Origin of the sequence: Thalassospira sp. A3_1 (genome assembly GCF_017744215.1) — a bacterium.
Classification (GTDB): domain Bacteria; phylum Pseudomonadota; class Alphaproteobacteria; order Rhodospirillales; family Thalassospiraceae; genus Thalassospira; species Thalassospira lucentensis_A.
Map to the genome: position 1 here is coordinate 951,288 of NZ_JAGHQQ010000001.1, position 24,427 is coordinate 975,714.

26 protein-coding genes are annotated in these 24,427 nt (G+C 53.7%); 8 read left to right on the forward strand and 18 right to left on the reverse strand.

Translation table 11 applies throughout. The annotated features are described in order from the left end of the window. Position 1: 1 nt before the first annotated feature. Together J7395_RS04195 and J7395_RS04200 are read right to left on the reverse strand one after the other, a co-directional pair. Entirely contained in the window at positions 2-796 is a 795-nt protein-coding gene (locus J7395_RS04195) for an SDR family oxidoreductase (RefSeq protein ID WP_209220622.1), read from the reverse strand. A 50-nt stretch (positions 797-846) separates the two neighbouring features. Beyond that, the gene (locus J7395_RS04200; RefSeq protein ID WP_209220623.1) at positions 847-1,164 is read right to left on the reverse strand and encodes a nuclear transport factor 2 family protein; all 318 of its coding nucleotides are present in this window, start codon (positions 1,162-1,164) and stop codon (positions 847-849) included. Positions 1,165-1,267: 103 nt separating this feature from the next. Here J7395_RS04200 and J7395_RS04205 point away from each other — a divergent pair, with 103 nt between their 5' ends. Then, positions 1,268-1,624 (forward strand): winged helix-turn-helix transcriptional regulator, encoded by a 357-nt coding sequence (locus J7395_RS04205; RefSeq protein WP_209220624.1) that lies wholly within the window; start codon positions 1,268-1,270, stop codon positions 1,622-1,624. Between the two features lie 26 nt (positions 1,625-1,650). Here J7395_RS04205 and J7395_RS04210 read toward each other — a convergent pair whose 3' ends face one another. Beyond that, positions 1,651-2,109, reverse strand: coding sequence for a heme-degrading domain-containing protein (locus tag J7395_RS04210; RefSeq protein WP_209220625.1), 459 nt, complete (start codon positions 2,107-2,109; stop codon positions 1,651-1,653). Between the two features lie 130 nt (positions 2,110-2,239). Further along, the gene (gene lepA, locus J7395_RS04215) at positions 2,240-4,045 is read right to left on the reverse strand and encodes a translation elongation factor 4 (protein WP_007088706.1); all 1,806 of its coding nucleotides are present in this window, start codon (positions 4,043-4,045) and stop codon (positions 2,240-2,242) included. A 534-nt stretch (positions 4,046-4,579) separates the two neighbouring features. Between lepA and J7395_RS04220 the strand changes: the two genes are divergently transcribed. Next, positions 4,580-6,622, forward strand: coding sequence for an ATP-binding protein (locus tag J7395_RS04220; RefSeq protein ID WP_209220626.1), 2,043 nt, complete (start codon positions 4,580-4,582; stop codon positions 6,620-6,622). A gap of 121 nt (positions 6,623-6,743) precedes the next feature. Beyond that, complete coding sequence (locus J7395_RS04225; protein ID WP_114109373.1) at positions 6,744-7,199, forward strand: hypothetical protein; 456 nt, start codon at positions 6,744-6,746, stop codon at positions 7,197-7,199. 81 nt (positions 7,200-7,280) lie between these two features. Here the strand turns inward: J7395_RS04225 and pheT are convergent, their stop codons facing one another. The 8 genes from pheT to J7395_RS04265 all read right to left on the reverse strand — a co-directional run bounded on the left by pheT (position 7,281) and on the right by J7395_RS04265 (position 15,233). Continuing rightward, positions 7,281-9,689, reverse strand: a complete 2,409-nt coding sequence (gene pheT / locus J7395_RS04230) for a phenylalanine--tRNA ligase subunit beta (protein ID WP_209220627.1) — start codon at positions 9,687-9,689, stop codon at positions 7,281-7,283. 4 nt (positions 9,690-9,693) lie between these two features. Continuing rightward, positions 9,694-10,764: a phenylalanine--tRNA ligase subunit alpha gene (gene pheS, locus J7395_RS04235; protein WP_062950443.1), complete on the reverse strand. Its 1,071-nt coding sequence runs from the start codon at positions 10,762-10,764 to the stop codon at positions 9,694-9,696. A 117-nt stretch (positions 10,765-10,881) separates the two neighbouring features. Further along, complete coding sequence (rplT, locus tag J7395_RS04240) at positions 10,882-11,238, reverse strand: 50S ribosomal protein L20 (protein WP_062950441.1); 357 nt, start codon at positions 11,236-11,238, stop codon at positions 10,882-10,884. Between the two features lie 16 nt (positions 11,239-11,254). Beyond that, positions 11,255-11,452 carry a 50S ribosomal protein L35 gene (gene rpmI / locus J7395_RS04245; protein ID WP_007088699.1) on the reverse strand — a complete coding sequence of 66 codons (198 nt, stop codon included), beginning with the start codon at positions 11,450-11,452 and terminating at the stop codon, positions 11,255-11,257. 329 nt (positions 11,453-11,781) lie between these two features. Then, positions 11,782-12,186: a response regulator gene (locus tag J7395_RS04250; RefSeq protein ID WP_062950438.1), complete on the reverse strand. Its 405-nt coding sequence runs from the start codon at positions 12,184-12,186 to the stop codon at positions 11,782-11,784. Between the two features lie 38 nt (positions 12,187-12,224). Next, on the reverse strand, positions 12,225-12,740 hold the full coding sequence (gene infC / locus J7395_RS04255; RefSeq protein WP_062950436.1) for a translation initiation factor IF-3: 516 nt from the start codon (positions 12,738-12,740) through the stop codon (positions 12,225-12,227). A 247-nt stretch (positions 12,741-12,987) separates the two neighbouring features. Continuing rightward, on the reverse strand, positions 12,988-14,004 hold the full coding sequence (locus tag J7395_RS04260) for a glycosyltransferase family 9 protein (RefSeq protein WP_247741951.1): 1,017 nt from the start codon (positions 14,002-14,004) through the stop codon (positions 12,988-12,990). Beyond that, the gene (locus J7395_RS04265; protein WP_209220628.1) at positions 14,001-15,233 is read right to left on the reverse strand and encodes a glycosyltransferase family 4 protein; all 1,233 of its coding nucleotides are present in this window, start codon (positions 15,231-15,233) and stop codon (positions 14,001-14,003) included. The genes J7395_RS04260 and J7395_RS04265 overlap by 4 nt, the downstream gene beginning before the upstream one ends. 174 nt (positions 15,234-15,407) lie before the next feature. Between J7395_RS04265 and J7395_RS04270 the strand changes: the two genes are divergently transcribed. Further along, positions 15,408-16,070, forward strand: a complete 663-nt coding sequence (locus J7395_RS04270; RefSeq protein ID WP_209220629.1) for an alpha/beta hydrolase — start codon at positions 15,408-15,410, stop codon at positions 16,068-16,070. A gap of 23 nt (positions 16,071-16,093) precedes the next feature. Here J7395_RS04270 and J7395_RS04275 read toward each other — a convergent pair whose 3' ends face one another. The 5 genes from J7395_RS04275 to tsaD all read right to left on the reverse strand — a co-directional run bounded on the left by J7395_RS04275 (position 16,094) and on the right by tsaD (position 19,358). After that, the gene (locus J7395_RS04275) at positions 16,094-16,444 is read right to left on the reverse strand and encodes a Rieske (2Fe-2S) protein (protein WP_209220630.1); all 351 of its coding nucleotides are present in this window, start codon (positions 16,442-16,444) and stop codon (positions 16,094-16,096) included. After that, on the reverse strand, positions 16,441-16,854 hold the full coding sequence (locus J7395_RS04280; protein WP_209220631.1) for an EVE domain-containing protein: 414 nt from the start codon (positions 16,852-16,854) through the stop codon (positions 16,441-16,443). Before J7395_RS04280 ends, J7395_RS04275 begins: the two co-directional genes overlap by 4 nt. Positions 16,855-16,857: 3 nt before the next feature. Beyond that, positions 16,858-17,136: a YciI family protein gene (locus J7395_RS04285; protein ID WP_097051719.1), complete on the reverse strand. Its 279-nt coding sequence runs from the start codon at positions 17,134-17,136 to the stop codon at positions 16,858-16,860. Between the two features lie 101 nt (positions 17,137-17,237). Then, positions 17,238-18,245 carry an NAD(P)H-dependent glycerol-3-phosphate dehydrogenase gene (locus J7395_RS04290; protein WP_114109367.1) on the reverse strand — a complete coding sequence of 336 codons (1,008 nt, stop codon included), beginning with the start codon at positions 18,243-18,245 and terminating at the stop codon, positions 17,238-17,240. Positions 18,246-18,299: 54 nt separating this feature from the next. Continuing rightward, positions 18,300-19,358 (reverse strand): tRNA (adenosine(37)-N6)-threonylcarbamoyltransferase complex transferase subunit TsaD, encoded by a 1,059-nt coding sequence (gene tsaD / locus J7395_RS04295; RefSeq protein WP_209220632.1) that lies wholly within the window; start codon positions 19,356-19,358, stop codon positions 18,300-18,302. A 265-nt stretch (positions 19,359-19,623) separates the two neighbouring features. Here tsaD and hemC point away from each other — a divergent pair, with 265 nt between their 5' ends. Both hemC and J7395_RS04305 read left to right on the forward strand, forming a co-directional pair. Continuing rightward, entirely contained in the window at positions 19,624-20,577 is a 954-nt protein-coding gene (hemC, locus tag J7395_RS04300; RefSeq protein WP_209220633.1) for a hydroxymethylbilane synthase, read from the forward strand. A gap of 38 nt (positions 20,578-20,615) precedes the next feature. Beyond that, positions 20,616-21,338 (forward strand): uroporphyrinogen-III synthase, encoded by a 723-nt coding sequence (locus J7395_RS04305; protein WP_209220634.1) that lies wholly within the window; start codon positions 20,616-20,618, stop codon positions 21,336-21,338. 178 nt (positions 21,339-21,516) lie between these two features. Here J7395_RS04305 and J7395_RS20855 read toward each other — a convergent pair whose 3' ends face one another. Continuing rightward, on the reverse strand, positions 21,517-22,020 hold the full coding sequence (locus J7395_RS20855; protein ID WP_247741952.1) for a hypothetical protein: 504 nt from the start codon (positions 22,018-22,020) through the stop codon (positions 21,517-21,519). Between J7395_RS20855 and J7395_RS20860 the strand changes: the two genes are divergently transcribed. Then, the gene (locus J7395_RS20860; RefSeq protein ID WP_247741953.1) at positions 22,010-22,927 is read left to right on the forward strand and encodes a mitofilin family membrane protein; all 918 of its coding nucleotides are present in this window, start codon (positions 22,010-22,012) and stop codon (positions 22,925-22,927) included. The two genes, J7395_RS20855 and J7395_RS20860, sit on opposite strands and share 11 nt — an antisense overlap. Next, on the forward strand, positions 22,924-24,354 hold the full coding sequence (locus J7395_RS04315) for a heme biosynthesis HemY N-terminal domain-containing protein (protein WP_209220636.1): 1,431 nt from the start codon (positions 22,924-22,926) through the stop codon (positions 24,352-24,354). The genes J7395_RS20860 and J7395_RS04315 overlap by 4 nt, the downstream gene beginning before the upstream one ends. Positions 24,355-24,427: the final 73 nt, after the last annotated feature.

Below are 24,427 nucleotides of genomic sequence, written 5' to 3' on the forward strand. Positions count from 1 at the left end.
CCTAGACCGTCGGCACCGTGCCGCCATCAATGGTGTATTCTGCGCCATGAATTGATGACGCCCGATCTGATGCCAGAAAGGCAATCAATTCTGCCACTTCCTCCGGCTGTGCCGGACGCCCTAATGGAATGCCTCCCAATGCGTCAAGGATGCTTTGGCGTGCGGCTTCCTGGGTGATGCCGCCGCCTTCTGCAATCCGTTCGACCATCGCCTTTGATGCATCGGTATAAATCCACCCCGGCGCAACAGCATTAACCCGCACGCCCTTGGGACCAACTTCCTTCGAAAGAACCTTGCTGTAAGTCGTGAGTGCTGCCTTTGCCGCCGCATAGGCCGTTGTTGCGTCAAATAGCGGCAAACGGCGCTGAATTGACGATGTATGCACAACAATACCGCTGCCACGCGCGATCATTTCGGGCACCAGACAGCGATCAAGTCGCACAGCCGACATCAGGTTAAGGTTCAGTTCCTTTTCCCAACTGGCATCGTCGATCACGGCAAAGCCACCGGACGGGTTTGATGACCCGCCCAGAACGTGGATCAGGATATCAACCCCTCCCATGCGTTCGCGTGCGGCTGCGGCCAGTTTTTCGACGCCGGCCGTGGTCGAAAGGTCCGCCTGCACATAGCAATCGCTGGCGATATCATCGGGTTTTTCGCCCCGCGCCGCCGTAAGCAGGGTTCCGCCACCCGCCATCATGCGTTCAAAAACGGCTTTTCCTGTACCTTTGGTACCGCCGGTTACAATTATGCGTTTTTGCGCAAATTCCTGCGCAGGATCTGGAAGCTGAAACATTTTCGGGTCGCTTGTTTTGTTGGGAAAGTTACGTCAAAAATCGCGGTCGATTAGCCGATCAAAAGCTTTTCGATCTTGCCATTCGCAAGTTCGAACCGGTAATCAAGCTCAATCGGACTGTTGGGAAAGTCACCGCTGACTTTGGCTTTCACGGCAAATTTTTCATCTGCATGAACAACGTCGATCGGCTCGGCCACAAAGTTGTATTTTGCTTTGACGTCCGCCATCCACTTCCCGATTTCAGGTCGTCCCTGATGGCGTTGGTTTTCATCTTCGACAATTGCAGTGTCATTGAAAGCCGCCGCCTTCTGCTCAACGCTATTGGCGGGATCAAAATATGCGGTGATCGGTTCGGGGAGTTTGATCATGTCGTTTGTTCCTGTCTGCTTGCTTGTCAGACAGGCATTTTTCAAACAAACTCACATTTTGGGAAGTACGTACTTTAAAGTAAGTAACTAACAGGTTCCAAACATGGCAAAAACCTACACCCCGGTCACCGCGGCATCAGATGTCGAAACAATCTTCAAGATGCTCGAAGGCCGATGGAAACTGATTATTCTTTTCCATCTGTTCGGTGGCAAGGTCCAACGCTATTCAGATCTGGAAAAGCTGATCCCCGGCATTTCGCAGAAGATGCTTGCCCAGCAGCTTCGCCAGCTTGAAGCCGATGGTATAATCGAACGCAAGGTTTATCCGGTGGTTCCGCCCAAGGTGGAGTATCGCATGAGTGAGTGGGGGCAATCACTTTGCCCGGCACTTGATGCATTGCTCAAATGGGCCGAGGCACGCCCCAAGGATTCCGCGTTACCAGACACCAACAATCAGTAACGACAATATGCCTCGGACAAATCTGATCAGACAGAAACCCCAAGAAAATCTTCCAGAACACCAACGATCATGCCGTGATCCTCGGGCGAGGCAAGGCCGGATACGGTGATTGCCGCGATCACGCCAACGCCTTTGACGCGAACCGGAAAACTGCCGCCGTGGTCGGCATAATCGGCAAAATCAATCCCGTGATCGGAAAGTGTCTTGCCCTTGGCTTTCAACGCCATGCCAAACTGCATCGATGATTGATGTTCGCGAAGGGTCAGATTGCTTTTGCGAAGCGCCCAGGAATCGTTGGCGGGCTTGGCCCCCAGAAGGGCTGCGTGGAACAGGGTACGATCCGAAGTCCGGATGTCGACGACAACCGGGGCATTCTGTGCCCGTGCAACCGCCACAAGGGCCGATCCGATTTCCCACGCCGTTTCCTCGTCAAAGCGATCAAAGACAAGGATGGCTTCCTGGCGTTGAAGAATTTCAAGATCCATGGCGGGCTCCTGCAACAAAACGGTATGAGAACCTATCCATAGCGCATGGCACGAATTGCCGAAAGCCCTCAAAGAAAAAGGCTGCATCCACAATGGGATGCAGCCTTTGTTTCGATACCGTAATTTCGCTCTATTTATCGTCGCTCATCTTAAGGGCGTTGATAAATGCCGACTGCGGAATTTCCACCTTGCCGAACTGGCGCATCTTTTTCTTACCAGCCTTCTGCTTATCGAGAAGTTTGCGTTTACGCGAAACGTCACCGCCATAACATTTGGCCGTCACGTCCTTGCGCATTGCAGAAACCGTTTCACGCGCGATCACCTTGCCGCCGATGGCGGCCTGAATGGCGACCTTGAACATCTGGCGCGGGATAAGGTCCTTAAGACGTTTGCAAATCTCGCGGCCACGATGTTCGGCAGCAGAACGGTGAACCATCAATGCAAGCGCATCGACCGGCTCTTCGTTGACCAGAATGGATACCTTGACCAGATCGCTTTCGTCATAGCCGGCCAGTTCGTAATCAAAGCTGGCATAGCCACGCGAAATCGATTTCAGACGGTCATAAAAATCAAACACCACCTCGTTCAGCGGCAGTTTGTAAACCGCCATCGCCCGGTTCCCGACATAGGTCAGGTCCTGCTGAATGCCGCGGCGTTCGGTGCAGAGTGTCAGGATACCGCCCAGATACTCATCCGGCACCATGATGGATGCCTTGATCCAGGGTTCTTCAATCGCCTTGATCTTGGTGACATCAGGGAAATCCGCCGGGTTATGCAGCAGAATATCTTCGCCTTTGGTCATCGAGATTTTATAGGAAACCGATGGCGCCGTGGTGATCAGATCAAGTTCGAACTCGCGTTCAAGACGTTCCTGAATGATCTCCAGATGCAAAAGCCCAAGGAAGCCACAGCGGAAACCAAGACCAAGTGCGGTCGAGTTTTCCGGTTCGAACTGGAAGGATGCATCGTTAAGGTGCAGCTTTTCAAGCGCATCGCGAAGCACATCATATTCGCTGGTATCAACCGGGAAAATGCCACAGAACACCACCGGGATGGACGGCTTGAAACCGGCAAGCGGTTTTGCGCAGGGACGTTTTTCTTCGGTAATCGTGTCGCCGACTTCGCATTCGGCAACGGTTTTCATGCCGCAATTGATAAAGCCGACTTCACCCGGCCCCATTTCATCAAGCGCAAGCGGCTTGGGCGTAAACACGCCGACGCGGTCAACCGTATGGGTGACCTTGGCATTCATGAAGCGGATTTTCTGGCCTTTTTTCAACGTGCCTTCTTTGACACGCACCAGAATCATGACACCCAGATAGGAGTCATACCAGCTATCGACCAGCAGAACTTCAAGCGGTGCCGCCGGATCACCCGTCGGCGCCGGAAGACGATGCACCAATGCTTCGAGCACATCGGGCACGCCCAGTCCGGTTTTGGCTGAAATCATCAGCGCGTCACTGGCGTCAATGCCAATCACTTCTTCGATCTGTTCCTTGACGCGATCCGGTTCTGCGGCAGGCAGATCAACCTTGTTCAGGACCGGCACGATTTCGTGGTTGTTATCAATCGCCTGATAAACGTTGGCCAGCGTCTGCGCCTCGACACCCTGGGCGGCATCAACCACCAGAAGCGATCCCTCGCACGCGGCAAGCGAACGCGACACTTCATAGGCGAAGTCCACATGGCCCGGCGTATCCATCAGGTTCAGGGTATACTCCTGACCGTCCTTGGCCGTGTATTTCAGACGCACCGCCTGCGACTTGATGGTGATCCCGCGTTCGCGTTCGATATCCATCGAGTCGAGGACCTGCTCGGACATCTCGCGATCGGTAAGACCACCGGTAAGCTGGATCAGACGGTCGGCCAGGGTCGATTTACCGTGGTCGATATGCGCGATAATCGAAAAGTTTCGAATGTTCTTAAGATCGGTCATATGGCTGCTTCTGGCACTGGGCGATGGTTATGTCAAAAATTCGGTTCGGTTATTGCCAAAACACGATCGCGTTCAACATCGATCATTTATCACAAAGCCGGTGTCACGCCGTTTGCATCCTCCCGGTCAGCCCACCCGATCAGGGCAGCGACATCTGGGAGAGGCGCGGCAGCAAAAGCTGTTCTGCCGCGATACAAGCGGGCGATACCGGCAATCTCGGATCGTCTTGGCCGTCCTGGCGATAAAAACCAATCGCCAACAGCGGGTTTATAGGGGTTTTTAACTGCAATTAGAAGCACTGTGTTTGAATTCGGTTCTGCGAATTCGCCTTCAGCCTACCCCGGATTTGCATGATCGTCCCTTCCTGATGACCGCAACAGGCCCCGAGCAAGGGCAAGTTGCTGTCATCGCGCGTTTTTTTATATGAGAACAGACGCATTATTACCGGTTGAATGCTTTTCAACCGAACCAAAAAAACATAGGCTTTGATGACGGGGCAGTTGGGCAGGATCAGGCAAGGGTGCAACAAAGAAAATGTTTCTGACATCCATTGAGCCGTCATTGTCCCGACGCGGATTAAGCAAACTGCGAAAGCGTCTTGCCGCCCTTACGATTACCGGCATGGTGATCCTACTGTTTTCCTTCTTCTTCATCCAGAAAACGCTTTACGACAGCGCGATTGATCAGGCGCGTGCACAAATGATGGCGGTCACCTATCATCTGAGTGCCGTGCTTGCGCAAAACAGCACAATCGACTTGCAACGCGTCACTGATGAAAATCCCGATCTTTCCGTTGGCGTTCTGGATAATGAACGCAATCAGATCAATGGCACCATCCCGCCTCATTTGGTTGATGATCTTTTTGATGAAATAGACAAACAAAAAGCCTCCCGCGGCAGTTTGTTATGCATGCATGGCAACACCGTAATGCTGCTGGCATATAGTATTCTGCCACAGCTTGACCGCATCGTTGTCACCTACATTCCCCGGCACATTTTATTGGGCAACTGGCGCGAAGCGATCATGCTTCACGCATCGTTGTTTCTGATCGTTCTGCTGATTATGGCGGGACTTTCTGTCTGGCTTTGGCAGCGTCTGAAACGACAGCATTTGCGCGCTGCCGATCTGGCCGAACATTTCAACGATTCAGAAAACACCCTGTCTGATTGTGGCTGTGCAATTTTAAGCTGGTCGACAAAGGATCCGGCGGGAACTCTTACGTCCCGGCTTAACTGGCCGGAAATACTCGGACTTGCCTTTGCCGACATCAAGCCAACCGCCGAGGCATTCCTTTCGCAGCTTAGCGACGCATCACGGGCGCAATTGCGCGCACCCCTGATCGAAAACCGGTGGCGGGACAAACGTATCGGCACCATGGTGGATTTACGCACATCCGCCGACCAGATGCAGCGTTTCTATCTGATGGCCCAACACCGGATCGAAGAAGACGCTGAAACCGTCACTGTCCTGTTGTTGGAAACCGTACCACAGCAAGAACTTTGCCATCCGTTCGAAACCTACCTGCATCATACGCCGGAACCTTCTATTGCCTTGGATACGAATGGTATTCTGCGCGGCCTGAGCCCGGCACTGGCCGAACTCGCTGGCAAGCAGGTTTATGATTTGATTGGAAAACCATTCGAAGCCCTTTTTCTTCCGGAAGACAGGGAAATGGTTCGCGCCAGTTTCATGGATCAGGCATCTGGCGAGTTTCAGGAAAGCGAACTGGTTTTTCGTATCCTCGATCAGCGTGGAGAAAATCGCTGGCTTGCCTGGCACGGTATCGGACCGTTTGAAGGCATGACCTTCAGCAGTGCACGGGATGTAACCCAGTTTGTCGAAAATGCGAACAAGCTGCGTGATACCCTCGATCAGCTCAAACGCACCAACGAAGATCTTGAACAGTTCGCCTATGTCGCGTCCCATGACTTGCAACAGCCATTACGCATGGTTGCAAGCTATACCCAGCTTCTGAAACGTCGTTATGGCGGGTCACTCGACCAGGAGGCCGACGAATATATCGACTATGCAGTCGATGGCGCAAAACGCATGCATAAACTGATCAGTCATTTGCTGGAATATGCCAAGACCGGTAGCAGCGACGATGAAATGACCCAAATCGACTGCAATCAGGTGCTGAATGAAGCCCAGGCCGATCTCAAAGCCATTATTGTTCAGGAACAGGCCACCATCACCCATAATGACCTGCCTGTAATCAATGGTGACCGTATCAGTCTGTCACGTCTGTTTCAGAACCTGCTGTCGAATGCCATCAAATACCGTCGTCCCGGTGTGCCGCCTCATATTGATATCCGTGTCATACCCGATCCGGAGACCCCGGGATTTTGGCGTTTTTCGGTTCGCGACAATGGAATTGGCATTCATCCGGAACATGCCCAACGTATTTTCCGCCTGTTTCAGCGCCTGCATAAAGATGAATTCAGCGGTACCGGTCTTGGCCTTTCTTTATGCCGCAAAATTGCCGAACAGCATGGTGGCAGGATATGGCTTGATACCTCCCGCCCCATAACCGATCCCGGGGCAACGTTCATTTTCACGTTGCGGGGAACGCCCTAGAACTACCGAACGCCTGCCGCAAAATTACCGATGGCAAGCATCTTGCTTGGAAAATCCGCAGAAGGACGGGGCCGGTAAAAGCTGCCCGCTTGAATGCCCATCGACCGTTACGGAGCATCATATGACCGATATTAATTTCCGGATCGCCATCGCACTAAGCGGAGCCCTTTTGCTAGCTGCCTGCGGTTCCGACATGAGAACCATGCCCGACAATCACATGCAGAAACTGGCCTATATGTTCGCCGAGCGGGATGTTGATGCGCCTTTGCCGCGGGGATGGCGTCAGCTCAATGGCACGGAAATCAATTATCGTTTCGCCAACGAAACTTATGCCGTTTATTCCGTTGACGAGGACGAAGAACTTCTGGTGATGCATCTTTCTGATAACGGAACCGGTCGACTTGACGCCGATGATGAACGCGAAAGCTGCACGTGGAACAACCTGGTCGATCAGCTCAACATCGAATGCGATGATACTGACATGGAATGGCGCATATACACCAATGGTCCGGACATGATTGCCATCGACCTTGATGAAGATGAATTTGCCATCCTGCGCAAACGCCCCGGCGGATAAGAACCACTTTTCGCACCCCTGCCACAAAAAACGGGCCATCCAATGGACAGCCCGTTTTTCATATAATCTTTCAACTGCACATCAGGCGCGCAGGGAACCGCCTGTTGCCTTTTCGACAGCGGCAACAACCTTCTTGCAAACCCCGTCGATTTCCTCTTCGGTCAGGGTTGCCTTGGTCGGCTGCAGGGTGATCGAGAAAGCAACCGATTTCTTGCCATCCTCGATACCTTTGCCTGCATAAAGGTCAAAGATCGTAACATCCGAAATCAGGTTCCGGTCGACACTGCGGGCTGCCTTGACGACGGCCTCGGACTGAACATTTGCATCCAGAAGGAAGGCAAAGTCGCGTTCAACCGATTGGAAGCTTGATGCATTCAGCAAAGGCCGTCCCGTTCCCTTTTTCTTGGGCATCGGTACATTTTCAACAAACAGTTCAAAGGCAACAACGCGCCCCTTAACACCCAGTGCTTTCAACACTTTCGGGTGCAGTTCGCCAAAATAGCCAAGGACATTTTTCGGGCCCAGCTGCAATGCCGCCGAACGACCAGGATGATACCATGATGGTGCCCCTTCGGCATTGACCTGTACGTTGGCTGATGCCGTACCAAGCGCTTCAAGCAGGGCTTCTGCGTCTGCCTTAACATCAAACAGATCGACATCACGGCGCGAACCGGTCCAACTGCGCGGGGTGGTTGCCCCTGATCGCAAACCGGCAGCTACCAGACGCTGATCCCCCGGCTGATCGCCAAAGAATTCTGGCCCGGCCTCAAACAACGCCAGATCGGCAAAACCGCGTGACTGGTTGCGACCAACTGCCGCGATCAGATTGATAAGCACGTTCGGACGCATCACATCCAGATCCGAGCTGATCGGATTGGCAAGGAACAGGCCTGGTTTCAGATCGGTAAACAGTTTTGCCCAACGCGAGTCCGTGAACGACCAGGTAACGGTCTCGAACATCCCGCGCGAAGCCAGTATCCGACGGGTCAGACCAACCCGCTTCTGGAACGGGCTAAGGGCCGGAACCGGCAAACTGGTTTCACGTTCCAGCGGCACCGTCGGAATTTTGTCATATCCGACAATGCGCAAAACTTCCTCGACCAGATCGGCTTCGCCGATGACATCAGGACGCCAGGTTGGTGCAACCGCCGTGATAACAGGCGCGGACCCGCTGACCTCAAAACCAAGCGATTTCAGAATCGCAATCGCCTGATCGGCGTCAACCGAAACACCGCCCAGCTCCCGAATACGATCAATACGAAGATCGAAGCTGTTGCGCGGATTAGGGACCTCGCCCGCCTTCACGACATCAGAAACTTCACCACCGCAAATCTCGGTAATCAGACGTGTCGCAACCTCTATACCCCAGGAAATCGACTGCGGGTCGACACCGCGCTCGAACCTGTAACGGGCATCGGAATTGATCTGCAGCTTACGGCCGGTCTTTGCGACATTGATCGGATCAAACAGGGCGCATTCAACGAAGACATTGACCGTTTCATCGACACAACCGGTTTCTTCGCCGCCGATGATACCACCAAGGCCAAGTGCCTTTGCCTGATCGGCGATCACGACCATGCTGTCGGAAAGCGTGTATTCCTTGTTATCAAGTGCCGCAATCTTCTCGCCATTGGTGGCATAGCGGACATTGATGTCACCCGACAGCTTGTCAGCATCAAACACGTGCAACGGACGCGCAAGGTCGTGCGTTACAAGGTTTGTAATATCAACAAGTGCCGAAATCGGACGCAGCCCGATGGCTTCGAGACGGGCCTTCAGCCACGCCGGGCTTTCGCCGTTTTTAACACCGCGGATATAACGACCATAGAATGCCGGAACCGCCGCATTCTGCGCAATATCGGCCGAAATCGAAACACCGACGGGGCTGTCAAACGTGCCCGCAACCGCCTGCTGGCGCGAGTCATCCTTTAGCGTGCCAATGCCGGCAGCGGCCAGATCGCGCGCAATCCCGCGAACACCGGTGCAATCCGGCCGGTTCGGGGTCAGACCGATTTCAATGATCGGATCATCCGCTCCCAGCACTGACGCCACCTGGGCACCAACCGGGGCATCTTCGGGCAGTTCAATAATGCCGTCATGATCCTCGCCAAGGCAAAGTTCACGGGTCGAGCACATCATGCCCTGGCTTTCGACGCCACGGATTTTGCCCGGTTTCAGTTTCGAGCCGTCAATCGGAATAATCGCGCCCGGTTGTGCTAGGGCAACCTTGATGCCGGTTCGGGCATTGGGGGCACCACAGACAACCTGAATGATCTTTTCACCGGTATTGACCCGGCACAGTTTCAGACGATCCGCATCCGGATGCTGGCCCGCTTCTTCGATATAGGCGACCCGGATATCCCTAAGCGCCGCCGCACGATCCGTGACACCTTCGATCTCCAGTCCGACATCGGTGAGCTTTTCGGCAATCACGTCGATCGAAGCATCGGTTTCAAGATGCTGTTTCAGCCAGTCGAGTGTGAATTTCATGGTCTTAGCCTCTCACCATATTCGGTACATCCAGCGGCACGAAACCATAGTGTTTCAGCCAGCGCAGATCGGTATCGAAGAAGGTGCGAAGATCGGGAATGCCGTATTTCAGCATCGCGATACGCTCAATCCCCATGCCAAAGGCAAAGCCCTGATATTCATTCGGATCAAGTCCACAAGCCGCCAGAACGCGCGGGTGAACCATACCGCAGCCCAGAATCTCCAGCCAGTCGTCGCCTTCACCAATCTTGAGCTCCCCACCCTTGCGCGAACAGCCAATATCCATTTCGGCACTCGGCTCGGTAAAGGGGAAGAAGCTTGGACGGTAGCGAACCGGAACTTCGTCCAGTTCGAAATAGGTTTTAACAAACTCCAGCAGACACCCTTTCAGATGGCCCATATGGGTTTTCTTGTCGATCACCAGTCCCTCAACCTGATGGAACATCGGCGTATGGGTCATATCGCTATCGGAACGATAGGTGCGACCGGGCGCGATGATGCGGATCGGCGGGGTTTTCGACTGCATGGTTCTGATCTGCACCGGTGAGGTATGGGTCCGCAGCACAAGGCGCGAACCATCTTCCTGCTCAGGCAGATAGAAAGTGTCCTGCATTTCACGCGCCGGATGTTCCGGCGGAATGTTCAGGGCGGTAAAGTTATGGAAATCGTCTTCGACATCCGGACCTTCGGCAAGAGCAAAGCCCATCTCGCCAAAGATCGAAATGATTTCATCCATCGTCTGGCTGATCGGATGAATACGACCAGCAGTTTCGTCCATGCGCGCGGGCAGGGTCACATCGATCCGCTCGCCAATCAGACGCGCATTCAATGCTGCATCTTCAAGGCCGGATTTGCGGGTGTCGATCGCCTCGGCAACCTGATCTTTGACAGCGTTCAGCGTCTGACCGAATTCACGGCGCTGATCCGGGTCCATCTGACCAAGGTTTTTCATCAGGCCGGTAATACGGCCCTTTTTGCCAAGAGCGCTGATACGAACATCTTCAAGAGCCTGTAAATCGGCTGCTTTTTCGACTTCGGCCAGAACCTCTTCGCGCAATGCTTCGATGTTTTCCATAACTTCCGACGCTTTGCTTAAAGTGAATTGGGATAAACAAAAGAAAGGGGACGGCCAATATGGCCGCCCCCGATCAAATCAGGCAAGTGCCGATTAAACCTTTTTACAAAAGGTTTATTAGCCGAGTGCAGCCTGCGCCTGAGTAACCAGAGCTTTGAAAGCTTCCGGTTCGCGCACAGCGATGTCGGCAAGCACTTTGCGGTCCAGTTCAACACCAGCCTTCTTGAGGCCGTTCATGAACTGCGAGTAGCTCAGACCGTTTTCACGAGCACCGGCGTTGATACGCTGAATCCACAGGCTGCGGAACTGGCGTTTCTTAACGCGACGATCGCGATATGCATACTGCAGACCTTTTTCAACGGCCTGCACTGCAGTGCGGTAAGCATTCTTGCGGCGACCGCGGTAACCTTTGGCAGCCTTGATAACCTTGCGGTGACGGGCGTGAGAAGACACGCCCCCTTTTACACGAGCCATTTAACTCTCCTTAGCCTTAACCGTACGGCAGGAATTTTTTGACGATGCGGGCATCTGCGTCACAGAGAATCTCCGTGCCACGTGCCTGGCGCTTCATCTTGGTGGGTTTCGCAGTCAACAGGTGACGCTTGTTAGCGACATTGCGACGAACTTTACCCTTTGCGGTCAGGCTAAAGCGTTTTTTAGCGCTCGCTTTGGTCTTCATCTTGGGCATTTTTCTATCCTTGCATAAGCAATGAAACACGAAATTCCCCACGGCGGCTGGGCATGCCCTGAAAGATCAAATGATCTTTCCAGCCTCACCACCTGTTTTGGGGACGGGTGGTTATAGACTCCACCCCTTCCTTTTTCAAGGACCTTTTCGCGACGGTTCTCTTGGATTTTTAGGCTTCTCGCCGATCATCACGAAACATCGGTCAGGAGCATGCCAAAACCGGCATAACACCTTCTGATCCGCCAAGACTGCCAGAAGGTGGCGTCATCGACCATTACATCACGAGGACAACGAGAAAACCGGGCCATCCGTGACCCGAGATCAAAATCTTAAATCGCTGTTTTGATTGTATGAACCCGGCCGATCCACTTTTCGATTCGGCTTAGCAGCTTTTCACGATTGATCGGTTTGAGGACAAAGTCATTACCGCCGGCGGCAACACCGCCCCGCAGGTCTTCTTCCCCCTGACGGGCCGTCACATAGATGATGGCACAGGCAAGATCGGGGAAACGGGTCCGAACCCGGATTGAGGCCTCAAAACCATTCATACCCGGCATCATGATATCCATCAGGATAATCCGGGGCTTTCTTGTTTTCAGAGTTTCAAGAAGTTCCTTGCCAGAGGAAACGCCAACAAAACTGTAACCGCCGCTTTCGACGATCCGCTTTAGAAGCACGAGACTTTTGGGGTCGTCATCGACTCCAACGATCAGAAGATCATTCCCGGCTGCCATGGCATTCCCTCTTGCTTGGAAAGGCAAAACGCCGCGGATTAACGCGGCGCCAGCACCATAATCATTATGCGACCTTCCATCTTCGGCATCTGTTCGGTTTTGGCAAGATCTTCAAGATCTCCCGAAAAACGCTGCAGCATGCCAAGACCAAGGTCCTGGTGAGCCATTTCACGTCCGCGGAAACGCAACGTGACTTTCACCTTGTCTCCACCGCCAAGAAACTTCTGTGCCGCACGGAGCTTCACATTGTAATCATGGGTATCGATGTTCGGCCGGAGCTTGATTTCCTTGACCTCGATAACCTTCTGTTTCTTTTTGGCTTCGTTCTGTTTCTTGCTTTGTTCGTACTTGAACTTGCCGTAGTCGATCAGCTTACAGACGGGAGGCTCGGCATTCGGAGCGACTTCGACAAGGTCGAGTCCAGCTTCCATCGCCATTTCAATGCCTTCACGAACCGTCATCGGATCAGACATGTTGCCTTCAGCGTCGACAACACAGATGGCACGAGCTTTGATATCCTCATTGACGCGCGGACCGTCCTTGGTCGGCTGCATCGGTTTACGTGGTCGTGCTATGGATAATCTCCTTTGGTAATCAAACAAAAAGCACAGAAACAAGTCACGGGTAACACAGAAAGTCACCGGGCCGCACGTCCCGTCATGCATACTGTGAAACGGACCTTTGCCTAGCATATCGGGCCGCAGTCAGAAAGCAATGATTTTAGCCTTCTGCAACAGTATTCAAAGCCTTGCAGCCTGCTGAACACAATGACAGACGAACGAGATGGCAGAAACCGCGATATTAATCGACAAGATCAAGGCGATGACGCACCTCGTCCATCACCCGGTTAACTGTCAATTCCCGCAAATCATTTTCACGTACGATACTGACAGCATTGTCTGTTGTTCCACGTGGCGCACTCTTTTTCGGATCTGAGTCGCGTGAAAACAGGACAATGGAAGGTGCCCCGGCAGCGGCGGCAATATGCATCGGTCCGGTGTCATTTCCGATCGCCAGAACGGATCGCGCCGCAAGCCCTGCAATATCCAGAAACCCGGTGCGCCCCATCAGGTTTCGTGCCTTGGGACACATGCTGTCAATTTTGCTGAGAACGTCGGCTTCCTTATCAGTCCCGATCAGCACCGGCGTCAGACGATAGTCGGCAATCTTTTTTGCCAGCAAACCGAACCGCTCGGCAGGCCACCGCTTGTCAGGACGGTGCGGGGCACCGCCAGGACAAATAATAACAAATGGGCTTCGAACGCCAAATCGTTCCAGATCGATATCCGATCCGGCAATAAACGGCGGTGGCACGTTTTCAATCCCGGAACGGTGCAGTTGATCTGCCAGCCGGTCAATGGTATGCAGGCTGTCACGATCCGGGTTATCGTGCGGATGCGAACATCCCCGTGCAATCCCCGACCATTCGGGCGCCTTACCCGGCCAGAACAGACGATAATAGAATCCGCTACGATCCGATGTTTGCAGATCATAGACCCGGTCAAAATTCCCGTTTCGCAAGAATCGGCGCAGTGCGAGAACCTCACGCACCTGATAAAGCTTTGGACGCCGATCAATCGCAATCGCATCAAAATAGCCTGTCGATTTTATCAGATCGACATAAAGCCGGGTCGTCAGCACCGTTATATGGGCGCGTGGATGCGCAGCCCGGATCGCGGCGAAGGCCCCCATGGCAAGAATGATATCTCCCAGGGCAGAAAGCTTGATGACGAGGATGCGTTCCTGCTTGGCATCGGGCATCACACCCGCAACAATTTCAGCATCTTGCGGCATGTCCGAAGTGATCGTTTCTGTCATGCAGCGTTCCTGATCGCGCCTTTCAGCGCCTTTTCATAAACCGCCAGCGTTTTCTCTGCCATCTGGGTCAGCGAGTAGTTTTCTATAACGTGTCTGCGACCTTTTTGCGCCAAAGCGGCACGCTTTTCTGGCGTCAGCCGCAATATCTGCACCAATGCAACAGACAATTGATCAACTTGATTTGGCGTAACCAGCCAGCCGGTTTCACCGGGCAAAACGGTCTCCATCGCGCCACCATGGGCCGTCGAGACAACCGGACGCCCCATTGCCTGGGCTTCGGATGGAATTCGGCCAAAGGCCTCGGGCTCGATTGAGGGACATGCCACGACATCCGCCAGCATGTATGCCGCCGGCATATCGGCACAGTGATCAACAATATGCACAATATCTTCGAGGCCAAGCTTCTTGGTCAAAGCCAGCACTTCATCGCGATAAGCCGTGCGCCCCTGATCGGAACCAACCATCAGGCAACGCACGTTCCGGTGGCCAAGTGCTTCAAACACTGCGGGCAAAGCCTTTATCAGGAAACAATGCCCTTTCCATCGGGTAATGCGTCCCGGCAGCATGATGACATATTCTTCACCGGTCAAACGCCACTGATTTGACAGTGCAATCAGGCGTTCCTGACTGACATTCTCCGGGTTGAACAAGTCTGTATTTGTTCCGCGCGGCACAATATTCAGGCGCGCAGGATCCATTTTATAAAATTTGCGAATATGGTCTGCGATATGATTGGAAATGGCGATGACCTGATCACCCATCGTCATGATCGCATTATAGCGCTTCTTGAACAGGTTGTTGTAACCTGAATAAGTGCCGTGGAATGTCGTGACGAACGGAATGCCAGCCTTGCGCGCGGCGAAATAGGCACTCCAGGCCGGCGCACGCGAACGCGCATGAATAATATCAACGCCCTCGGCACGAATAAGATCAACCAGCGCATCAATATTACGGCGCATGGTAAACAGGTTTTTTGACTTCAGTGGCAGGGTGATATGACGGGCACCAAACCGGTCAAGCTCGCGCTCAAGCCGCCCGCCCTGCGAGGCGACCAGCGCAACACCACCCCCATCGACAATGGCGCGCGCGATATCAACCGTACCGCGCTCCACACCACCGGTATCAAGTTCCGGCAGAACTTGCAGAATCACCGCCGGGCGATAATCCGCACCTTGCGCCTGCTGTTCCGGACGATAAACTGACTGGGTCTTGATTTCTGACGCGCTCATGCAATTCCAACCACTAACACCCAAGGATACCCTTCCCGGATGACAAATGACATGCCGACGCCTCAGTATCTCGAGCGGCCTGACGGATTAAAAATCGCATACCATGCGACTCCCGGCAAGCTGACAGAAGTACAAGGCCAACAAAAGCCTGGCGTTCTGTTTCTGGGGGGCTTCATGTCCGATATGACCGGCACAAAGGCCACCCATCTTGAGGCCCATTGCGTACAGCAGGGGCTGGCTTATACCCGCTTTGACTATTCGGGTCACGGACAATCGGCAGGCATGTTCAAAGACGGAACCATTGGACAGTGGGCACGCGATGCCATTGCCATTATTGACGAAATCACCACGGGTCCACTTATTCTGGTCGGGTCGTCAATGGGTGGCTGGATCATGCTGTTGGCGGCACTGGCGCGGAAAGAACGCATCGCCGGACTTGTTGGCATTGCGGCAGCCCCCGACTTCACCGAAGACCTTATGTGGGCGCAATTCACCGATGCCCAGAAATCCGACATCGTCGAAAACGGCGCACTGATAGAGCCGACCGAGTATGGTGACGATCCTTATACGATCACGCATGCCCTGATCGAAGACGGCAGAAATCAGCTCCTTTTGCGAAACCCGATCAACCTTGAATGCCCGGTGCGGCTGATCCAAGGCATGCAGGACCCGGATGTCCCATGGCAGACCTCAATTCGTCTGACAGAAGCACTGGTTTCCAAAGATGTCCGCATAGATTTGATCAAAACCGGTGATCACCGCCTGTCCGAACCTGATCAGCTTGATGTCATCACCAAACATCTTGATGAGATTATCGAAAAGGTGACGGTCGGCTAGGACCGTCACCATGACGCAGAATTTCAGGCCAGAACGACTTTCTCGTTCTCAATCTTTACGGCGACGGGTTCCAGCATATCCCCCTCGCAGGGGCCAGCGACGCAAAGGCCGTCTTCAATATTGAAACGCGCACCATGTGTCGAGCAGATGATTTCATTGTGAAGATCACTGATGAACTCGTCGGGCTCAAGTTCAAGCGGCACACCAATATGGGGGCAACTGTTGACGTAGCCGAAAACCCCTGCGCCGTCGCGCACGACAAAAATCCCGGCACGGCCTGCATTTCCGTCAAGTGATATGCCCTTGGCCCCGGTCGCATCCAGATCGGAAAGCTCGCATAACACTGTTCCGGGTGACGGCAACTCAACCGTCATGCCGAAACACCGCCCATTTCGCAAATCGCTTTCCAGGATGCATCATCTATCGGCATGACCGACAAACGGGACTGTCTGAGCAACGGCAATTCGGCAAATCGCGGATCAGCTTTGATATCGGCAAGCGTCACCGGCCTTGGCACCGGTTTGACGGTCTTGAAATCAACCTGAACAAATTTGCCGGTGGCGTCAGTAGGATCGGGATAGGCGTCGCGGACCACTTCGACAATGCCGACAATCCGTTTTTCATTCACCGAATGATAAAAGAAAGCCAGATCACCGATCTGCATTGTCTTAAGGTTCTTTGCCGCCTGATGGTTGCGAACCCCATCCCATCCCTCGACACCTTTCCTGACCTGATCGTCCCACGACCAGCTTCCCGGCTCGGTTTTGATCAGCCAATGCGCCATGGGTCAGAATACCTTTTTAAACGGACGAATAATCACTGATTCAAACAGACCTGCCTTGCCGTATGGATCGTTGGCCGCAAATTCTTCGGCCTCGGCCTGCGTGTCAAACTCGATAATGAAGACGGAGCCATTCATACCTTCAAGATCGGGATCAAGCGTCGGACCGGCTGCAACGATCCTGTCGGCGAAACCGTCCTTGATATAGGCAATATGAGCGTCCCGGTTCGCTTTGCGAACGGCAAGATGACCCGGTTTGTCGACACAACGAATGTAAAAATGCATGGCAGCGTTCCCTGTCAAAATTGGTTTTGATACCGGTAAATTGACAGAACCTGCTCAAAGGCTCAAGCCGAACAAAAGCTGATAGCGTGGATGTGACCGGATTATTTTCCGGTTTCAAGCTCATCACGAAACGGTCGCTGCAACAATGCGTTGATCGTGCTGCGCAGGTCCGCATCATGGTTGGCAACCTGATCCACGGCACTGCAGATCGGCATTTCAATACCGTATTTCGACGCAACGGCCGTAATTGATGCGGCAGTATGCACACCTTCGGTCACGGAACGGCGTTCGGCCAGAATATCCTCGGCCTTGCTGCCCTGACCAAGGGCAAACCCGAAGGTGTAATTGCGCGACAACGTACCGGTACAGGTCAGTGTCAGATCGCCAAGTCCTGCGAGCCCCATCATGGTTTCAATCCGGCCACCCATCGCCACCGCCAATCGTGACATTTCGGCAAGGCCACGGGTAATCAGGGCTGCGCGCGCATTGTCACCAAGCTCAAGCCCGGCGACGACGCCGCTTGCAATCGCCAGAACGTTTTTGATAGCCCCCGCAACTTCAACACCAACAACATCGGTACTGAAATAGGGCCGAAACGCTGAAGTACCGATCAATTCCACCAGATCCTTGCCCAAATTCCTGTCTGAACAGGCAAGTGTAATCGCCGCGGGCAGACCTTTCGCAACTTCCTGGGCAAATGTTGGCCCAGACAGAACCGCGACCGGAACATCGCCAAGTGTTTCGTTCACAACCTGCGCCATAAGCGCACCGGTCTTTTTTTCGATCCCCTTGGCGCAAATAATGGCAGGAAGCGTTTCGGGCCAATGGGGTGCCAGCTTTGATAAGGTGCTTCGAAGATGTTGTGCCGGTGTAACCAGAAGAACCGCGTTTGACTCTCGCAATCCATCAATCGCAACTGTTGCCCTTAATGCCTCGGGAAGCTTTATGCCGGGCAGGTAGACGTCATTTTCACCCGATGTATCGATCCGTTCGGCCAACGCACGGTCACGCAAAACAAGCTCAACATCAGCGCCCGCCCGCACAGCCTGAATGGCCAGCGCAGTACCCCACGCACCCCCGCCGACTACCGTTATGCGCTTATCCGACATAGTTCTTTTCGACCCCGATGATAAATATTCGAACAGTTTGGCGTTTGGAAAAAATCAGGCCTTCACGCCCGCACCCGGACGTTTTGGTGCCTCCGGATCAAGCGGCCAACGCGGACGCGGTTTGAAATCAAGATCATCATGCTGCCCCAAACGAAAACGTTCCAGCCCGGCCCATGCAATCATCGCTGCATTGTCGGTGCATAATTCCAATGGGGGTGCCACCAATGTCATGCCTGCCTGATCGGTCAGTTCCGTCAAACGCGTCCGCAAATACTTGTTCGCGGCAACCCCGCCGGCAAGCACCAGAGTTTTACCTGTCGGATAATCACGCATGAACTCGAAAATCGCATTTCGCGTGCGGTCAATAAGCGTATCACCGACTGCCCGCTGGAACGATGCCGCCAAATCAGCTTTGACTTCAGCAGTCTGCTGTTCGACAGGAAACCCGTCCAGATAGGTGCGGACCGCAGTCTTCAAACCCGAAAACGAAAATTCACAGCCCGGACGACCGCGCAACGGACGCGGCAGACCGAAACGATCCGGATTTCCGGCTTCCGCCGTTTTCTCAAGCGCAGGTCCGCCCGGATAACCAAGTCCCATCATTTTTGCGGTTTTGTCGAATGCCTCGCCCACCGCGTCATCAATGGTGGTACCAATTCGTTTGTATTGGCCAACACCTTCAACGATCAGGACCTGACAATGGCCGCCGGAAACCAGTAACAGCAAGTATGGAAATGCAACATCATCCGTAAGGCGCACTGTAAGTGCATGACCTTCAAGATGATTGACCGCCAGAAACGGCTTCTGCGCGGCAAAGGCAATCGCCTTGGCAGTCATGGCGCCCACCATAACGCCACCAATCAGACCGGGGCCGCCCGTACAGGCCACCGCATCAAGATCGGCAAAATCAATCCCGGCATCATCCATGGCTTCGGCCACAAGACGATCAAGATGTTCAAGATGCGCACGTGCCGCAATTTCCGGAACAACCCCACCATACGGACGATGATCGTCAAGTTGTGAAAGAACCCTGTTGGACAGAATTTCACGCCTGTCATTCACGACAGCCGCAGCCGTTTCATCACAGCTTGTTTCGATACCCAGTACGATCATGTCATGCAGATCCGGCAATGTGTCGCGTCCCGACTGACGCGTCCTGATTGGCAACAATTGTGACAGTCATGTAGCCCAAACAGCGGCCGCTTTCCACCCCAAGGCAATGCAATGGGCCCATGCAAGAAAGACGCTAGAACGAAAACACTACCACATAAGTCAATGAAACAGGGTTATTCGCCGTGATAATCCGGTGCTGTTCATGGAACGTCACACATGCCACGACCCTTGTTTTCAACCGATTTTATCACTACAACTCGGCCTCATGACAAACATATCTGACACTGCAAAACTTCGCATCGGTACTCGTGGCTCTCCGCTGGCAATAGCGCAGGCGCATGAAGTCCGGGACAAACTTGCGAAGGCACATCCCGAGCTCGCAGCCGAAGGCGCGATTGCCATTACCGTTATCACCACAACGGGCGACAAAATTCTTGATCGCGCCTTGTCGGAAATCGGCGGCAAGGGATTGTTCACCAAGGAAATTGATGATGCCCTGATGGGCGGCGAGATTGATCTTGCTGTCCACAGCATGAAAGATGTCCCGACCGTGCTGCCCGATGGCATGATTTTGCCAACGATCCTGCCGCGCGAAGACGTACGCGATGCATTTATCTCGCTGAAATACAAAAGCTTTGCTGAAATGCCCGCCGGATCGGTGATCGGATCGGCATCTCTGCGCCGTCAGGCCATGATCCTGAACAAATATCCCGACCTCAAGGTCGTGACGTTCCGCGGCAATGTCCAGACCCGTCTTCGCAAGCTTGAAGAAGGACAGGTGGATGCCACGCTGCTCGCGATGGCCGGGTTGAACCGGCTTGGCCGGCCGGAAGTCGCAACCGCCCCGATTTCGGAAGACGACATGCTGCCTGCGGTTGCCCAGGGTGCGATCGGCATTACCATAAGGGAAAATGATAATCAGACGCTTGACTGGCTTTCGGCATTGAACTGCCCGGCTTCTGCCATCCGCGTCGCGGCCGAACGTGCTGCGTTGCGTGCGCTGGACGGATCATGTCGTACGCCTATTGCGGCCCTTGCCGAATATCTGCCGGATGGCAAGATGAGTTTGCGGGTTAGCATTGTTCGACCAGACGGCAGCGAACGGCTTGATACCGAACGGCTGATTGATGATCCGGACATCGCAAGTGCTGCAGACGCCGGAACAGATGCGGGTAACGAGCTCAAAGAACGTGGCGGGCCGGACTTTATTTCAGTCTAGTTGCGGCCCACGCTTTCAGGACCATAGACGGGGATGACATGGGGCCATTGATCCTGAATACCCGACCGGAAACCGACTCGCAGGAACTTGAAGCCGCGTTACTGGCGCGCGGCTATTACCTGCTTTCAGCCCCCATGTTGCGCATTGAGTTTCCACCGCATACAGACTGTCTGGATCTTGACGGCGTGCAAGCGCTGATCTTTACCTCGGCCAACGGGGTACGTGCCTTTGCAAAACAATGCGACGCACGACATTATCCGGTACTGTGTGTTGGCGATGCCACCGCACGTATGGCGCGCCAGGCCGGTTTTGGCGACATCCATAGCGCAGATGGTGATATAGAAGATCTGGCGCGACTAATTGGTGATCAAATTGACCCGACAAAAGGGGATCTTTTCCATCCGGCGGCCCGCAAGGTTGCAGGTGATCTTGGTTCACTTTTGCAAGACCGTGGCTTCAATATTCGCCGCCAAACCGTCTATGATGCCATTCCATGCGATCATCTGCCCGACGATGTGATAACCGCGATCTCTGCCCATCATGTTGATGCGGTTTTATTTTTCTCTCCCCGCACGGCAACAAGCTTTGTTAAGCTGATCGAAAGATACAAGCTGGAAAAAGATCTGGTCGGTACAAGTGCAATTTGTCTTAGTGAAGCGGTGAAAGATCGCCTTGGCGTCCTTACATGGCATAAGACAGAAGTGGCAAAACACCCGACACAGGAATACCTTCTTTCGGCACTAGAGAACGCATTCGCCTGATTTTCCGCGCCCTGTGGTGTCTCGGAACAACCGCAAACTGCAATGGTCCGACCGTGAAAAAACCAGAAACGCCAAAAACCGACGCTTCCGCAAAACCGGCCGAGACAAAAGCCGACTCGTCCGGAACCATTTCGATCGACAGTAAAGGCAATGCAAACCTTGCCAAAAATTCTGCCGATCAGAAATCGGAAACGAGCCCCAATGCAACAGAGAATGCGAAGCCTGCCTCTGCTTCGAATACTGATGCAAGCGGCACCACGAAAACCGACAAAACAAAATCAGACGGCAACCCGTCAGGTACAAAGCCTGAGATCAAGCCGGGTATGAACCAAAAATCGGCTTCTGATAAAAATGTTTCGGACAAAGCCAGACCGGCTGCGAAAAAGCGGGGCGGCAGCGCCATTCTTTTGTTTGTGCTGATTATTGCCGGTGCGCTGGTAATCGGGTGGCTCACACGCGCCCTTTGGTGGCGTGATGCGGAACCCGTATTGAACCAATATGTTCCGACCGAAATTCTTTCCCAAATCACTCCGGAAGGCATGGCGGAACCCACACCCACAGAAACCACAAACGAACCGGCAGCCGATAGCACGTCTCCATCCACGTCGGTTGATAACAGTACGGATACTTCAGCTACATCATCGCCCGGCGCCCCAGAACGGGACGATGCGATGATTGGCAAAGAAGACAGTCTGACGCAGCAACCCGAAACCGCGCCTTTGGCCGATACCGACAACTCGCCAGATATGAACGAAGGTACGGTTGTTGTTGATTCTGATTTGACCGAACGACTTTCGCGTCTTGAGGGCACGATCAATGCGCTGCGCGAACGGCTTAACAATGAGCGGGGCGATACGCTGAACAATACGGTCGCACGCCGTATGGCAGAAATTGAAACCCGCACCGCCCCGATTGAGGAACTGGCACGAGTTGAATCCGAACTTTCCGGCGTTGCCGCCGAAATGCGTGACCTTTCAGCCCGCCTGTCCACCATGGAAGAAGAAGCTCGTGCAACCGCCGGGCTCCGCGTTGAAAGCCGCGGGCAGGCTATTGCCATGGCCGTCACGCTCCTTCGCGATGCATTGCAACGCGGTGGGCCGTTCATGGTTGCACTGAACCAACTGGAACGCAGCGGATCCGATGATCCGGTTATTGCGGAACAGATTGCTGCATTAAAACCACTCGCAGACAACGGCGCACCGACAATTGAAAAACTGCGCCAATCCTTCCCTGCAATGGCACAACAAGCGGTACAAGCCGCAAGCGATGACCATTCCGGCAGTATTCTTGCCGCAACTTGGGCAAATATCAAAAAACTGATCCCGGTTCGACGTGTTGATGTCGCTGGCGAAGCTTCACTTGATGGACGTCTGGTAACTGCCGAGACGGCCCTTGAAAACGACGATCTTGATGCGGCTATTGCCGCTCTGGATGGTGTCGAAGGCGAAAACGCAAAAACCGCTATTACTGAATGGTTGGAAGACGCCAAAAGCCGTCAGCTTCTGAACAGCGCAATTGCCACACTCAGTGCTCATGCGATCAATCTTCTGACAGGCGATGAGTCCCTCAGCGCGGGGGATAGCCAATGATACGTCTTGGCCTGTTTATTCTGATCACCATCATTCTCGTTACCTGTACCGTCTGGTTTGCCAATAACCCCGGCACCATGACGATTGTATGGTTGGGCTACCGGTTTGATGGATCTATCGGCATGGTTGCTCTTGGCCTGCTGGCGCTGACAGGGCTTTTGGTCATTCTCTGGCGCTGCTGGTCGGCAATTGCAAATTCACCAAACTGGCTGGGCCGCATTCTGGGCAGCCGACGCCGGAAGAAGGGTCAGCAGGCCCTGACCATGGGATTGCTCGAACTGGCATCGGGCGATGTGCGACAGGCACTAAAACATACTCGCGCAGTTGACAGGTATCTTGAAGATGACACCCTGACCCGCCTTCTGACGGCACAGGCAGCAGAACTGGACGGTAACAATGATGCCGCCAAGCGTCAGTTTGAAGCCATGCTGGAAAAGCCGGATTCTGCCTTCTTCGGATTGCGGGGATTGCTCCAACTGTCACTTAAGTCCGGTAATCGGTCGGCTGCACTTGATTACGCGGAACGCGCTCACCGCCTGCGCCCGCGCAATCCGTCCGTTCTGATAACATTATTTGATCTTTTGCTTGGGGCCAAACGCTGGGATCGGGCGTTGACGCTTCTGGTTGATGCTCAAAAGGCGGGTATCTTCAACGAAGATGAACTGACCCGTCGCCGTGCGCTTCTGATTACCGCCAAGGCCGAAGAAGCAATAGCCAGCGGTGAAAATGCGGAAGCTGTCAAACTTCTTCGCAAAGCGTTGAATGTCCGTCCTGACTTCACCGGTGCGGCGGTTCTGCTGGCACAGCTTTATGCTGATATTGATCAGGTTGCAAAGGCTCGCGAGATTGCCCTGCAAAGCTGGCATACATCACCATCAGCCGCACTTGGCAAAATTTATCTGACCAACCTTTCCGGAGATGCCCTGACCAAGGTCAAAGGCATCGAAAAGCTGATTGCGACCAATCCTGACCATGTGGAAAGCCAGCTTTTGATTGCCGAGGCCGCCCTTGATGCCGATTTGTGGGGTATGGCACGCAACAATCTGGAAAAGGCCATCGCCCAAAAGGCGCAGGCACGTCATTATCGTATGTTGGCCGATCTGGAATTCCGCGAAAAGAAAGATGCCACCAAGGCCCGTGAATTGCTGGTAAAGGCAAGCCATGCCAATCCTGATCCGGGTTGGCGGTGTGGTGCATGCGGTGCGGAAACAGACAAATGGGCCGTTACCTGCCCGTCCTGTCATTCATTTGGCAGTATTGACTGGCGTGCACCCATACGCGTTCACAATAATGAGCCTTCATCTGATCCGCACAAACCAAAAGAACCCGCCGCGATCAGGCAGGATGGCGCAATCATAGACAATCCCGATCCGACAGACACGGAAACCGCTGGTAAAAATCGGAATCAACCGTCACCAGTAGTCTGATTGTAAAGCCTAATCGCTGAACATAGCCGAACATAAAAGGCCGCAGACAAAATTGTCTGCGGCCTTTGTCTTG